Source organism: Bradyrhizobium sp. P3_C3, assembly GCF_056402655.1.
This window is the reverse complement of record NZ_JBFUGY010000039.1, coordinates 22022-35387: the sequence shown is the minus strand read 5'-3', so window position 1 is coordinate 35387 and position 13366 is coordinate 22022. Positions and strand designations below refer to the sequence as shown.

At 57.5% G+C, this 13366-nt stretch carries 11 protein-coding genes and 1 pseudogene; 5 read left to right on the top strand and 7 right to left on the bottom strand.

All coding sequences use genetic code 11. From position 1 onward, the window contains the following. Positions 1-310: 310 nt before the first annotated feature. On the bottom strand, positions 311-1504 hold the full coding sequence (locus AC1DW2_RS33490) for an iron-containing alcohol dehydrogenase (RefSeq protein WP_477008129.1): 1194 nt from the start codon (positions 1502-1504) through the stop codon (positions 311-313). Positions 1505-1832: 328 nt separating this feature from the next. Further along, positions 1833-2108: pseudogene (locus AC1DW2_RS33485) on the bottom strand (helix-turn-helix domain-containing protein); the annotation flags it as partial. Between the two features lie 405 nt (positions 2109-2513). Here AC1DW2_RS33485 and AC1DW2_RS33480 point away from each other — a divergent pair. The 4 genes from AC1DW2_RS33480 to AC1DW2_RS33465 all read left to right on the top strand — a co-directional run bounded on the left by AC1DW2_RS33480 (position 2514) and on the right by AC1DW2_RS33465 (position 7006). Next, entirely contained in the window at positions 2514-3266 is a 753-nt protein-coding gene (locus tag AC1DW2_RS33480; protein WP_477008085.1) for an IclR family transcriptional regulator, read from the top strand. A 171-nt stretch (positions 3267-3437) separates the two neighbouring features. Next, positions 3438-4640, top strand: a complete 1203-nt coding sequence (locus tag AC1DW2_RS33475; protein WP_477008128.1) for an ABC transporter substrate-binding protein — start codon at positions 3438-3440, stop codon at positions 4638-4640. 61 nt (positions 4641-4701) lie between these two features. Next, the gene (locus tag AC1DW2_RS33470) at positions 4702-5898 is read left to right on the top strand and encodes a CaiB/BaiF CoA transferase family protein (RefSeq protein WP_477008084.1); all 1197 of its coding nucleotides are present in this window, start codon (positions 4702-4704) and stop codon (positions 5896-5898) included. Continuing rightward, positions 5891-7006 (top strand): iron-containing alcohol dehydrogenase, encoded by a 1116-nt coding sequence (locus AC1DW2_RS33465; RefSeq protein ID WP_477008083.1) that lies wholly within the window; start codon positions 5891-5893, stop codon positions 7004-7006. The genes AC1DW2_RS33470 and AC1DW2_RS33465 overlap by 8 nt, the downstream gene beginning before the upstream one ends. Before the next feature lie 166 nt (positions 7007-7172). Here AC1DW2_RS33465 and AC1DW2_RS33460 read toward each other — a convergent pair whose 3' ends face one another. Together AC1DW2_RS33460 and AC1DW2_RS33455 are read right to left on the bottom strand one after the other, a co-directional pair. Next, the gene (locus AC1DW2_RS33460; protein WP_477008082.1) at positions 7173-8042 is read right to left on the bottom strand and encodes an MBL fold metallo-hydrolase; all 870 of its coding nucleotides are present in this window, start codon (positions 8040-8042) and stop codon (positions 7173-7175) included. A gap of 721 nt (positions 8043-8763) precedes the next feature. Beyond that, complete coding sequence (locus AC1DW2_RS33455) at positions 8764-9639, bottom strand: SDR family oxidoreductase (protein WP_477008081.1); 876 nt, start codon at positions 9637-9639, stop codon at positions 8764-8766. Between AC1DW2_RS33455 and AC1DW2_RS33450 the strand changes: the two genes are divergently transcribed. Then, complete coding sequence (locus tag AC1DW2_RS33450) at positions 9608-10726, top strand: LysR family transcriptional regulator (protein ID WP_477008080.1); 1119 nt, start codon at positions 9608-9610, stop codon at positions 10724-10726. The genes AC1DW2_RS33455 and AC1DW2_RS33450 overlap by 32 nt on opposite strands. Positions 10727-10986: 260 nt before the next feature. On the opposite strand, the gene AC1DW2_RS33445 is transcribed toward AC1DW2_RS33450, so the two are convergent. The 3 genes from AC1DW2_RS33445 to AC1DW2_RS33435 all read right to left on the bottom strand — a co-directional run bounded on the left by AC1DW2_RS33445 (position 10987) and on the right by AC1DW2_RS33435 (position 13319). After that, entirely contained in the window at positions 10987-11250 is a 264-nt protein-coding gene (locus AC1DW2_RS33445; protein ID WP_477008079.1) for a helix-turn-helix domain-containing protein, read from the bottom strand. A gap of 72 nt (positions 11251-11322) precedes the next feature. Then, positions 11323-11562 (bottom strand): DUF1612 domain-containing protein, encoded by a 240-nt coding sequence (locus tag AC1DW2_RS33440; protein WP_477008127.1) that lies wholly within the window; start codon positions 11560-11562, stop codon positions 11323-11325. A 716-nt stretch (positions 11563-12278) separates the two neighbouring features. Then, positions 12279-13319, bottom strand: a complete 1041-nt coding sequence (locus AC1DW2_RS33435; RefSeq protein WP_477008078.1) for an esterase — start codon at positions 13317-13319, stop codon at positions 12279-12281. Positions 13320-13366: the final 47 nt, after the last annotated feature.

Below are 13366 nucleotides of genomic sequence, written 5' to 3'. Positions count from 1 at the left end.
TTCAAGCTTAATACAGCAACACTGTCTGCCCCCAAGTCGATCGTGGCAATGAGGGCTAACACCAACGCGACAAGCGCACAGGCCTGCCTCAGGGATCGCCATCCAAGTTTGGCCCGACCCGATCGCCTCCCGCTACAGCGACCCCATAGCTCGACTTCGGCACGAAGGAACAGCGCGCAAGAGTGTCAAGGCCAACCTCGCGTCGACCTCCGGAAGCGAGCCAACGGAGTCGGCGAGGAGGCCGATGAAGATGTCACGTCGCAGATGTAGCTAGGTGGCGAGGCTTAAAAGAAGGTTCAGTAAGTCGTTGTTACCAAGCTCCTTCTAGAATCGCTAAAACGTCTGCTTCGCTCCTCACCCTCCTTAGGTTTCCGCTGACGCTCGGGTGCTGAAGCATAATCATGGAGTCTTGAGCGATCTTTGCAAACTGGTCCTTTCGGATTCCAACGGACGATAGTCGCCTGGGCTGGTCGAGAGCAGCAATACAGTCGCCGATCACTTGCGGTAATTCGCCTTCGATTCCGACTTCGCGAAGCAATTGTCGTTGCCGGTTCGCCGCGACGACGTCTCCTTCATTCCAAGCAAGAACAAACGGCAAGAGCACCGCAGAGGTCTGCCCATGCGGCACCCCGGCGACCGCTCCGAGAACCCGCCCAATGGCATGGCTTGCGCCGACGGGGACTCCCGCGTTGACCGCATTCATTGACATCCATGACGCGAGCTGGAGCTGTCCATAGGCCTCTGGAGCAGCTCGCTTCTGGTGCACTTCAATCAGATGGCGAAGCAGCACCTTGAGGGCGCCAACTGCCAGCGCGTCAGAGTAGGCCTGAGCACGATTGGAGCAAAACCTCTCGACGCAGTGATCAATCGTCCGCACCCCGGTGGACACGATCAGTTGCTCGGGAGACTGAGCAAGCGCAGCTGGATCCGCAACGACTGCAATAGGCACGAACAACGGATGGTCGAATGGCTCCTTCCTGCCAGTAGTAGGATTGTAGGAGCCCCCGAGGCTGGCGAATTCAGCGGCAGAGAGCGTTGTCGGAACTGCGATCGTCCGGATAGCGTCCGCCCTGGGCCTGAGGTTTCTCAAAGCGTCGCCTCGATAGCGATCGAGTTCCTCGTCTCCGACGACGCCTTCCCAAACGCAAAGCTGGACGAGTTTCGCTGCATCAACGACAGAGCCGCCACCAATAGCAATGAGCAAGTCCGCTGAGACCTCGCGTGCGACGGCAGCCGCCGCGACTATCTCCGATCTTGGTGAACCTGCTGAGATCTGGGCGTACGTCGCACAGTGAGAGTTGCCGAGCGCACTCGCTACCGAAAAGACGAGCTCGCTCTGACGCAGCGAGGACGAGGTAAGAACCAGGATACGGCGCTTTCCCCGCTTCTCCACCTCGCTCGCGACCGCTTTCGATGCTGGCTCGCCAAATATGATCTTTTCGATGGAGGGGAACTCGTATCGAAATCCAAGCGGCTTGAGTGCGGCGAGGCGCTCTTCTTCCATCACGCGTTCTTTCCAGCTGTTTGGCGCTCGACATCGACGTCAATGCTGCTTTGTACTTTTGGAAAAAATCGAGCGATCAACATGCGTCCGCTCGAACACCGTTTCCCACCGTCAACATGGTCCTCACGACGACGAGCGTCCACTATATTCATCCATTCTACGTTTTTTCACATACGTGAACAATGATCGCCGAGTGCGGTTTGGGAGTTGTCGTATTGACAGGCAGGGCGCCTTGGTGCCGGGAGCAGGGATCTCGCTATGGTCTGGTCACGTGCTCTGAGGTATGCAATCGATCGCCAGGCGGGTAGGCGCATTCGGCGTTATCACGCAAAGCGTCGGCTAAAGAGAGCGCCTGCGGCCCAACACGATATTTTTGATCCGCTGGCAAGTATATCAGCTGTCCGATGTTGGTAAGAGTGAGCGTCAAGCGTGACACCGTCGACCGCGGAAGATTGCACCGCTCGGCGATTTCTCGGTTGCCGAGACGGATCGTCCTCGAGTTGAAACAACGCAGGATGTCGAACGCTCGAGAAATCACTTGAATAACCTCGGAAGCCGATGAGTCGGTGGAGGCGTTATATAAGTGCCTGGATCTCTGCACGATGGCCTGCTCACTTTCCTGTAAAGCATGATCGGCGCTTCTCAACGAGATGACCTATTTCTTCCGTAAGATCCGTCGTGCTGGGGCAGAGCGCTGGACCCCACTTGAAGCGGAGCAGCCTCGCCGCATGCAAGGCCGGAAACTCGTCTCTTATCAGCCCCCGCGCAAAGGCTCTGGCCGCGCCAGTAATTACGAGAGCTCTTACGTGATCGACAGAGGCGTCCGCGCGGAGTGGACGATCAATCATGATGGTGGTAACGCGCGCGGAGCTTCGAAAGTCTTCTCTTCTGCGAAATGATCCATTGGGCCCTCCCTGTCCGGCAATCCCCCTTACCATGGCAGCCACCTCGAAAAATGGCTTTCGCCGATGTGAAACTGTTTTTATCTATATGAAAACCGGAGGGAGACATGTCCAGAGAGGCTATCAAGACTGCAAAGCGGTTGTTCGAGATTCTGGAATACTTCGACGAAGTGCAGCGCCCTTTGAGTCTGAGAGAGGTTGCTCACCGTTTCGACTATCCGGTTTCGAGCGCATCGGCCGTCCTGAAGAGCATGGTCATGCTCGGATATGTGGACTTCGATCGCTATTCCCGCACGTATATGCCAACGATGCGGATCGTCCAATTGGGGCAATGGGTCCAAGGTGCTCTATTTGGGGAGCGCGGCATCCTAGCGTTGGCCCATCACCTCAATCGGGAAACCGAAGAGACGGTCAACATAGCAACGCAGAGCGATTTGTACCTTCAGTACATTCATATTCAGCCGTCGCCACAAACGATCCAGGCTGCGATCAAGCCCGGAACCATTCGTCCCCTTGCCCGATCGGGACTTGGCTGGATGCTGCTCAGCGCTCGATCCGACGAAACGATCGAGAAACTCGTGCGGCGCATAAACTTCGAGGAAGAGGATCGGAAGAAGAAGATCGACGTCAAGGAGCTGATGAAAAGGGTGCGGAAGATACGGAAGGACGGCTACGTCGTTTCGCTTCATACGGTAACGGAAGGCGCCGGTATCATCGGCATGTTGCTTCCTGTGCGTCGGCACGGCCGGATACTTGCAGTCGGTGTCGCCGGGCCGGCAGATCGTCTCGTTGCCAACCGAGCTCATATCGTTAGATGCCTTCGCGAGGGGATCGATAAGTTCGTGTCGAAAGAAAGCTAGTTACGCAGGACTTGGATGGTTTTCACATATCTATAAATGCTTTTGTCTATCTGTAATTGCTGGATTTAGCGTCGCATCGAGATCATGCTCCGCCGTATTCCGTGGTGCGATGCCACGGAAAATAAGAAGACTTAGTAGGGCGCGAAATGATCGAGGAGGGACGCCGTGGCAATGAAGGCGTACATCACAGCCGTTGGTTTCTCAGTACTTGGGGTCTTCGTCGGTGCGCCTGCCGAGGCCGGCGGAAGCTACGACATGGGCGCAAACGACACGTCGATCAAGCTCGGGCAGACTATGCCGTACTCGGGACCTGCATCGGCTTATTCGGCGGTCGGCCGAGCCGAAGAAGCCTATTTTCGGATGCTGAACGCTAAGAACGGAGTCAACGGGCGAAAGGTCGAATTGATAAGCCTGGATGATGGCTACTCGCCGCCGAAGACAGTCGAGCAAGTGCGACGTCTGGCAGAAAGCGAGGAGGTCTTCGCCTTATTCTCTATCCTGGGCACCGCGCCAAACATAGCGGTCCAGAGGTATCTCAACGCAAAGAAAATTCCTCAGCTGTTTCCATCCAGCGGCGCAAGTCGGTGGAATGACGTCAAGAAGTTTCCGTGGACGACGGGTTCGCTGCCGACCTACCGGACGGAGGGGCGGATCTATGCCAAATGGATCGTGACGACGAAACCGGATGCCAAGATCGCAGTCATAACTCCGAATGATGATTCCGGTCGCGACTATCTCGCGGGCTTCAAGGAGGGGCTCGGCGAGCGCGTGAACCAGATCGTGGCGGAGGCGGTCTACGAGACGACCGATCCGACCATCGAATCTCAAATTGTGAAGTTCAAGACGGCCGGCGCCGACGTACTTTTCAACGAATGCACTCCGAAGTTCGCTGCCCAAACGATACGCAGGGCTGCCGAGCTTGGTTGGAAGCCGCAGATGATACTGCCGAGCGTCTCCAATTCCGTAGGAGCGGTCCTAACACCGGCTGGCCTGGAGAACTCGATCGGTATCGTCACAGGAACTTACCTGAAGGATCCGACGGACCCTCGTTGGGCGGACGATAACGGTATGACGGAGTGGCGCAATTGGATGAAGACCTACAATCCGAGCGCCGATCCCGCGGATACACTCAACGTCTTGGGATATACGCTCGCTCAAATGATGGAGATTGTCTTGCGACAGGCCGGCGACGACCTCACGAGGTCGAACCTCATGCGGCAGGCCCTATCTCTAGATCAAGTAGAGCTGCCGATGCTGCTGCCCGGGATAACGCTCAACACCTCGCAGGAGCAGGTGACGCCAATCAAACAACTGCAAATGGCTCGTTTCGATGGCAAATCGTGGGTGCTCTTCGGCGACGTCATCAACGAGTAACGAGCCTGAGGGCGAGCCACAAGCAGCTCGCCTGCGACCGGGAAATAATCAGGGTTTGACAATGGACGAGGCGACCGGCCCGCTCAAGGGCATACGAGTTATCGATCTTACCAGCGTTCTCTTCGGTCCATATGCAACCCAAATCCTTGGCGACTGGGGAGCTGAAGTCGTCAAGGTTGAGCCGCTGTCAGGCGATGTGTGGCGGTACGCAGGGCATTTTCGCAACCGCGGCATGAGCGGACAGTTCATGGCCGTGAACCGAAACAAGCGTAGCCTGGCTCTGGATCTGAAGCACAGCGGGGGCAAGGACGTACTGCGTAGGATGATCTCCAGGTCCGACGTGTTGGTCACCAACGTACGGCCTGCTGCCTTGGTGCGACTAGGATTTGGCTACGCGGGTTGCCAAAAGACCAACCCTCGCCTGGTGTACGCGGTGGCCACCGGGTTCGGGCAGAACGGCCCATGGGCGAAGCGGCCGGCTTTCGACGAGATCGTGCAGGCGGCCTCTGGGTTGGCATCATCAGTCGGAACGGACGATGAGCCGACGTTCGTGCCAAGCCTGATCGGCGACAAGGTCTGCGGAATGATGCTTGCAGCCGCCGTATCCGCCGCGCTCTTTCGTCGCGAACGAGCCGGACATGGGCAGTTGGTCGAGGTGCCCATGCTCGAGACGGTGGCGGCATTCAACAGCATCGAAATGCTCGGCGGCCACGCGTTCGAACCTCCGATCGGTCCGGTCGGCTACAAGCGCATGAAAGAGCGACGTCCAATGCGCACCAAGGATGGTTGGCTGACGATGTTGCCCTATTCGGGAGATAATTGGTGCGACTTCTTCAAGGCAGTCGGGCGGCCGGAGCTAATCGAAGAGCTGTCGGTTCGCGATCCGGTGCTACTATCCGCCAATATCGACAAGATCTACGCGAGCATGAGTGAGATCGCTCCGTCTCGTACGACGGCTGAATGGGAGGAGTTGCTTCTGGAGCTCGATGTGCCACACGCGGCCTTTACCAGACTGACCGCGCTCGGGGAGCAACCGCATCTACGGGCGGTCGACATGTTTCCGGATTTGGATCATCCGAGCGAGGGAAGGATCCGGCAGGCGCGTCCGTCCGCAATGTTTTCCGAGAATCCCCCAGGCATTTACCGCGCGGCTCCGCGCCTAGGCGAGCATTCGCACGAAGTCCTGCGTGAGCTTGGTTACAACGATTCCGAAATCGAGGTCTTGGCCGACTGCAAGGCGATAGCCATCAATGGTTGAATTCAATTTCGGGACACGCGTGATCTTCGAGAACGGGGCGCGAGCGCGACTTCAGCAGGAGCTTCGCGCGGCTTCGATCGATCGTCCACTGATTGCCACCGACGAGGGATTGGTTCGCGCCGGGATTGTGGCCGAGGTGATCGCAGGTCTCGACAACGAGATATCTCCGATCGTCTTCGATGCTGTGCCCGAGAATCCCACCGAATTCGCCATCGAACAGGCGGCCAACCTATTCGCGGATCAGGGTTGCAATGGCATCGTCGGTCTGGGTGGTGGCTCTCCGATGGATTTGGCCAAGGCGTTGGCGGTACGCGTTGGAGATGGTCAATCACTCGCGCGTCGCGCATTTCACGTTTGCGGTTGGAATCCGCCCGGGTTACCTTCCGTACCTCCCTTGATCCTCATGCCCACCACTTCGGGAACGGGCAGCGAGGTCAGCCGTGGCGCGGTATTGACCTTCAAGGACGGTAGAAAGTCCGGGATTCTCTGCATCGGCATTGTTAGGCTTGCGTTGTGTGACCCAGAATTGACTTACGACTTGCCTGCTCACCTGACCGCTGCGACCGGTATGGATGCAATCAGCCACTGCGTGGAGGCGTTTAGCTCTCCTACGGTCAATCCGGTTGCGGACGCGATCGCGCTCGACGGTTTGCAAAGGCTGGTCGCCAGTATCGAGACAGCAACGTTTGGGCGCAGTGCCGCAGCCCGCTGGGATATGATGCTCGGATCGCTCGAAGGGGGGATGGTGCTTCAAAAGGGAATCGGGGCAATACATGCGCTGTCTCATCCTCTGGGTGCCAGTGGCATCCATCATGGATTATTGAATGCGGTGCTTCTGCCTCACGTCCTGAGTTGGAACGCGACTGCCCTTACCGATAAATTGCCGCGTTTGCGACAGGCGGTTGGACTGCAGCCGGATGCCGAACTCGCGACGTATTTTCACAGTTTGCGAGAGAGGGTCGGCTTGCCTGGGAAGCTGCGCGATCTCGGTCTCGATCGCTCTGCGCTATCGACGTACGCCGAGCAGTCAGTGGCCGACTCGTCGCAAAGCAACCCGCGTCCGATGCGTGCGGAGGACTATCTCTCCATCTTGTCGGCCGCGTGGTGACAGACGGCAAAAAGGAAGCGACGAACGACGGTTCATTTCGACCTACCGGCGGCGAATGGCTGACGGACGTCAATCGATAGCCGCGAGAAAGTCAATCCCTCGGGCCTGAGCAATCGGATCATCGCGAGCGCGAACACGCTGTGCGCTCCTTTTGCCGGTCCGCTGTCTAAGTCATTTCGCAAATAAATCCCGTTTTTCTCCGCCGAATTCGACCATAAGAGGGGGATGGGAAATGAGCCGTGCAGCAGAGCGTGTCGGTGTCGCAGTAGCGTTCGAGAAATGCGCGTCGTGTCCGAGCAGCTTGGATCGGATCGAAGTCAAATCTTGGAGACAGATCGGGGTGCAGTGTTTGTAGGGGCGAGTGCATTAGGTCTCCGCTAAAGACCGCCTCGTCCTTGTTGCGGCCCACCATCAGCGCAATATGCCCAGGCGTATGGCCGGGAGTAGGCAATATGCGGAGATGATCCCCCACTTGAAAATCGTCCCCAACGACATCCGCGCGACCTGCCTCGACGATCGGCAACACGCTGTCTTCGAAGACTGGTTCAGGCGTCTTGGCGTTCATTGTCGTCCAGTGATCAAGCTCGGCTTTGGAAAACACGTACTTCGCATTGGGGAAAGTCGGCTTCCATCGCCCACCGTCGAGCCGAGTATTCCAACCGACGTGGTCGACATGCAGATGGGTGCACACGACGATGTCGATGTCCTCGACATCGAGGCCTGCCTGGCGCAACGCCGTCATATAGGTGTTGTCGGTCTTCATGTGCCAAGTTGGGTACTTCGGCCGCGGCTTGTCGTTACCCACGCAGGTGTCCACGAGAATGTTGTGATGAGGCGTCTTGATGACGTAGGACTGAATGCAGACCCGGACCGCATCTTGATCGTCTAGTGCGCCTACTTGCCGCATCCAGGAACGGCTCTCGTCAAGCATCTCTGATGTTAATTCGGGAAACATTGCGAGCGCCGGCAGGAACGATCCTTCAGATTCAATGATGCGGTAGATCGTCAAATCTGCGGATCTAAATACGGGGCTCATGGCTCTTTCCTTCTTAGGCAGCGCTGAGGGTGGCATTGCCCTTTGGGAGGTCGGTTATTCGGGCGCGACTGGTAACGTTTGAGCACCGAGGAGCTATCTCAGCGCGCTCGTAGCTTTTCGTGGTTGCCCACCGTTGCTCATTCGGACGGCTTAATCACTGGCTCCCAAGAGGTCCGCATGCAAACACCGAAGCAATCTTGGGATCCGTTCCGGAACCCTAATTTTTGAAAATTTTACCTTCAACTGTTTTCAAAGAGGGCGGGCATTTTCAAGAATATAAATTTCATCGGAGGATCCGGCGCCATTTCCGTTTTGGTAGGAGAGCGAGTTTTTTCGGCTACCGGGTCAGAATGGATCCGCACAAGAGAGGTAACCAGGACTGCGCCTCTGCAGCGCGAGGACCGGTGCAGGTGTTTAGGGATTCCGGCCCCAGGCGCTGCGGTTGCTACCGGCTGAATTGCGACTTGGCCGCGTCGGCAGCGGCAACGGAGCTGAGAGGCATGGAGCGGCGGGGACAACATGAGAGGCATCTCCAGGGGCACATCATGACTGATGAGGGCGGCATTGTTTCCGGCCTACACCGGCCGGCCCGCAAGCTCGCGACGTGTCGCGGACCCCCGAAGCCGACTTTTCGCAGATCCTTCGAAGACACGTCCGCGAACGCTTTCGTGTCGGGAATGCCGTAGCGCAACGACGTCTGGCGCTCGATCAGACGTAGATGTTACTCTACCTTGAGCGTCAGCAGCCCATCGATTCCGAAAGTCTGATAGAGGCCTGCGGTAACCTGTGCGAGTTGCTGGTTCATCATGGTGACCGGTTCGGCCATGCCGACGAAGTCAACTACGGTCCGCGCCGGGCGGGCTCCCGCGGGCGTCTCGATCAGCGAGACGATAGCAGCAGCCACTTTGGCCGGGTCTTGCTCCGGTTTCGCATCGAGAAACGCCCGGTACTCTGCCAGTGCCTGTGCGGGGAGGTTGGCGAACTCGCCGTAGCCCTCCAGGCAGTCGGCATCATCGGGATGGATCAAATTGCCGATCCAGCTTGTCTTGAAGCCACCGGGTTCGACCAGCACGACATCCACACCGAGCTGTGACAACTCCGCACGATAGGTATCGCTGAGAGTTTCCACGGCATATTTCGTCGCGCTGTAAGGGCCGTAGAACGGCATCGACAATCTTCCGAGAAGGCTGGAGATGTTGATGACGAGGCCGGCGCCTTGTCTGCGGAAAGTCGGCAGAGCAGCGCGCATCATCCGGTGGAGACCCACGACATTTATATTGAAGAGGCGCAACATCTGATCTGCAGTAAACCCCTCGCTCAGCCCGTGTGTTCCTGTCCCGGCTACGTTGACCAGCACATCGAGACCGCCCAACGTCGCGATAGCGGCCTCGACGCTCTTTGAGACGCTTTTGTCGTCGGTTACGTCGATCTCCATCACAATCGCTCCGCAGCTGCGCAGTGCGGCCGCCGCATCGGCGTTGCGTCCATCGGGATCGCGCATGGTCGCGACCAGCCGATGTCCCTGCGTCAGCAAAGCTCTCGCCGTGAGATCCCCGAAAGCGCCGTTGGCGCCAGTCATTAAAACTTTCATGTGCATCACATCTTTCCACGAGTGCCCCTCGTCAGCTCAAATAGCGCTGTTGCTTAAGCCCGAACAATGGACCAACGTAGAACGCATGGTTTTCGATGGTAGAACGATCGATTTCATGGAGCTGCAGGTCTTCGCCGCCGTCGCTCGTCACGGTGGTGTCACTGCCGCCGCAGATGCCCTGGGAATCTCGAAATCGACTGTGTCACTCCAAATCACGCGGCTTGAAGATCGATTGGGCACGCGCCTTCTCGTGAGGAGTTCGCGTAGGGTTGCCCTGACTCGGGAAGGGGAGCAGGTGCTACCCCGCGTCCAGTCACTTTTGGCGGAAGCAGAGAACCTTCTAGAGGAGGCCAGCCGAGCGAGCGCTGCTCCACGTGGAATTGTTCGTATCGCAGTGTCGCCGCCTTTGGGCGGTGCGATGCTCGAGTTGCTAGTACCTGCGCTTCGAGATCGTTACCCCGATGTTTCGCTGATCGTGGTTCCAAGCTATGAAATGGACGATCTCCAAGATCCATCATTTGATTTTGCGATCCGCGTTGGACGGATACAGGACGACACCCTGATCGCGAACAAGATAGGCGAGTTTTCGCGAATCCTCGTTTGTGCACCCTCGTACCCGCTGGCTGGGGCAAATTCCGTTGAATTGTTGAGAAAGGAGGATCTTTTGGCATTTGGAGGTCGGGTCAACCAGCGGAAGTTCGCAGCGCAAGAGATCGCACTTGACTCAGATCCGCAGTTCTCAGTCGCTGACTTCGACATGCTCGTCCGATTATCTCGGGCCGGATATGGCATCGTTGAAGTTCCGGACTTTATGGTTCGCACCGATATCGCCGAGGGCCGACTGGTGCGAGTCCTGCCCGATTGGCGGTCGGCCCCTCTCGACGTCATACTTGCTTATCGTGTTGGCGTATCGCGGATCAACAGAGTAGCGGCAGTCCTCAATGAAGTCGAATGGGCTGTGACAGCTGTGCTTCAGGGTGAGACCCAAACTCTGGGGGATCGGGTAACGCTAGACAATCAGAGCGTAAACGAGGCTCCAGCGGCCCGGTTTAGAAAGGCTTCTAAAGTTCCGTATCCGGCGCGCCGAAAATAATAGCCGCGGTGCCAATGAGCCAATGCTGCGTTGTCCTAGTGGGCGGATCGATCAGTGCGAGTCCTTACCCGTTGATCGGCGATTGTACTCGCGATCGATTCGAGCGGCGGCGTGTGAATTCGGCGCCTATCCACCGCGCTACGCCGGTCGCGAGGCCCGCCGATCGGCTGGCGGCATTGCTTCCGCTGCCTGGCAAGAGCGGGCTTGGCAAGCCCAATTCAGCGCGCTTATGGATGTCCCCAGCTACAGGGCGTACCGTCTCAAAATGGTGTCTTACCGGCATTCCGGTACGAGAAATCATCGAACGCGTCGAAAAGCACGAGGTAGAAGGATAAAACGTCGCGTAGCCCTACGCCCTTCAGATAACTGTCCCATCGATCGTGTTTTAATCCCGCGCTCGCCTCACGCAATCCGCGCTTGCTGACGAGCTCCTTTGCGGCGCGGGGGGTGATCTCCAGTGCCTCGGCGCCCATTGTCGCCGATACGATCGGACGCGTCAGCACATAATCGAGCAGGGCCGGCAACCGAGACGTTGAGCGGCGCCCGTCGAGCTTGTGCTCGAGGAGGGCACGCAGTCAACCAGCGGTCATGGTCTTTCAAGCCGGCTTCGGCCGCTGCGGTGATCGATTCGAGCTATACGGMCGTTGGGCCGCGTGATCGTGCAGCCGGCGCCTCTCGCGGGGGATCGTTTTAAGGCCGGCGTGCAGACACGGGAGGTAGCGACGCGTCTTGCCGCGCTCGCGCAGCACGGCCGCTCCAAGCAGTCGACCGAGCAAGGGCATGCGTCGCAAAGATTCGATCGTAGCCCAAGCTGCGGCAGCGAGGGCCGGCGGCAGTATTATAAAGTAATTTCAATGATATAAAAGTTCGTAGTTTTATTCTGAATGGGGCGCCAGTTCTTTCATATTCCACAGCGCGATGCGCACCCGCGCGCTGAAACTCCAGCTATGTCTTGTTTGGGAAAGTGAGCAATCGGCAGGAAATGCCTCAATTCCGCTGAGCGATCGATGGTGGCGCTTCCAAGCAGATAACTCGCGACCAATCTGATCTTCCCAAGTACTCAACGGCGTTCGGCAGGTCCTACCCGAAGGCGCAGACTTCGTCATCGGCGAAATTGTGCACGTTGATGGCGGCCAGAGTGCCGGTCGTTAGAAGGGGAGTTTTGAAGGAGGATTATAGCATGCGTCTCCCTTGCTCAGGCCGGCCAATCTCGATGCCGAACAGACGGCGCCCATGATGGCATTCGCAACGTCACCGACGTCGAAGTGACGTTTAGCCGGCCGTTAACCTGAAGCCTCCGAAATAGACATAAAGATTCCGCTTGATACACCAACCAGCAATTTGGCAGGCGCGAGGCGCTCGCTGGCATAGTCCGTTGCCATAACGAAGTATCTTTGTGGCTGGCTCGTTCGCCTTAGCGCGCTCAATCCGGCAGTCCAGAACGATCGCAAGTATTCCGATTTCAGATCGAGCCGCCCTAGCACTGGGTCGGCCTCTTGAGTTCCGGATCGCAGCGCGTCAGATCGAATCCAAAATGCGCCATCAAGTACGGTCAAATCTTTCGGTGAACGTGGTGACGCAACCACTTCACCAGCCAGCCGGCGACTTGCAGGCTGTTCTTATCCTGCATCATCATGTGAGAATTGCCGTGGATCCCGACATCGGGAAGAGACACTAGCTCTGCGCTGACGCCCGCCGCCTTAGCAGCTTTAATGAATTGCTCACAACCCTTGTATCGATTCGTCCATGCTTCCGACTTGTCTACGAAGTCGCCGAACAGCACGAGGACCGGGATATCCTTCAATGCTTTCAGGTCGTAGTCAGCCGCAGGACAAGCTCCCGGTTCCAGCGAGATGATCGCCGCGATACCTTGTGGATTGATCGTGGCCGTCTGAAACGGATAGATGCCTGATTGCGAATGGCTGATCAGAACCGTCGTTCCGGCCTTGCGAGCAAGTTCTGAGAGCGCAGACACAGTCGGGACCGGCGGTTTCATCGAGTATCCCCAGTCAGGCACCATTTGCTTCCAGAACTCTTGCCGCGCTTCGAGCGGAAATTGCATGCCCGGAAAAACCTTCGGGTATTCCGGACCAAAGCGGAAGATCGTCCAGGCCGATTCGTGCCCCGCAGAAATGAAGGCCGGCAACGTATCCGCGGCAGCTTTGCCGGTTTTAACAACATTGACCGCGGTCGGATTCGCTGCGGACCTGCCCCGCCACGCCTGATCGATGACATAAACAGTAAAGTTCTGCCTTAGAAAATATTCATCCCAGCCCATCCGCCCGTCAGGGGTCGTTTCCCAGCTCTTCCCGGACAGGCAGCAGCCGTGAACAAGCGTGATGGAATAATTCTCAGGGCGAACGGGCGATTGGTACCGGACATAAACCTGGTCTACGCTGATCGTACCACTCGACGCAAAATTCGGTACCGTCGACAAGGCATCGCTCTGGACATCGTGCCCCCCGACAAAAAAGCTACCTTGCTTTGCGATTCTGAACGGCCGGTCTGCTCCATCTGCCGCAGCCCACGAGCTTGAACTTGCCAGAGCGCCGGCGAGGATCGCTGTTATGGTCAGACAGCTTCGCAACATCATGCTTGCCCTTCTTTCTGTTGATGAGAAAAAGCGGTCGATCCTGCCGC

Coding starts and splice junctions, on each gene's coding strand:
- AC1DW2_RS33470 (WP_477008084.1), top strand. CDS start 4,702: ATGGACGAGGCGACCGGCCCGCTCAAGGGCATACGAGTTATCGATCTT.
- AC1DW2_RS33455 (WP_477008081.1), bottom strand. CDS start 9,639: ATGCACATGAAAGTTTTAATGACTGGCGCCAACGGCGCTTTCGGGGAT.
- AC1DW2_RS33465 (WP_477008083.1), top strand. CDS start 5,891: ATGGTTGAATTCAATTTCGGGACACGCGTGATCTTCGAGAACGGGGCG.
- AC1DW2_RS33490 (WP_477008129.1), bottom strand. CDS start 1,504: ATGGAAGAAGAGCGCCTCGCCGCACTCAAGCCGCTTGGATTTCGATAC.
- AC1DW2_RS33435 (WP_477008078.1), bottom strand. CDS start 13,319: ATGATGTTGCGAAGCTGTCTGACCATAACAGCGATCCTCGCCGGCGCT.
- AC1DW2_RS33460 (WP_477008082.1), bottom strand. CDS start 8,042: ATGAGCCCCGTATTTAGATCCGCAGATTTGACGATCTACCGCATCATT.
- AC1DW2_RS33480 (WP_477008085.1), top strand. CDS start 2,514: ATGTCCAGAGAGGCTATCAAGACTGCAAAGCGGTTGTTCGAGATTCTG.
- AC1DW2_RS33475 (WP_477008128.1), top strand. CDS start 3,438: ATGAAGGCGTACATCACAGCCGTTGGTTTCTCAGTACTTGGGGTCTTC.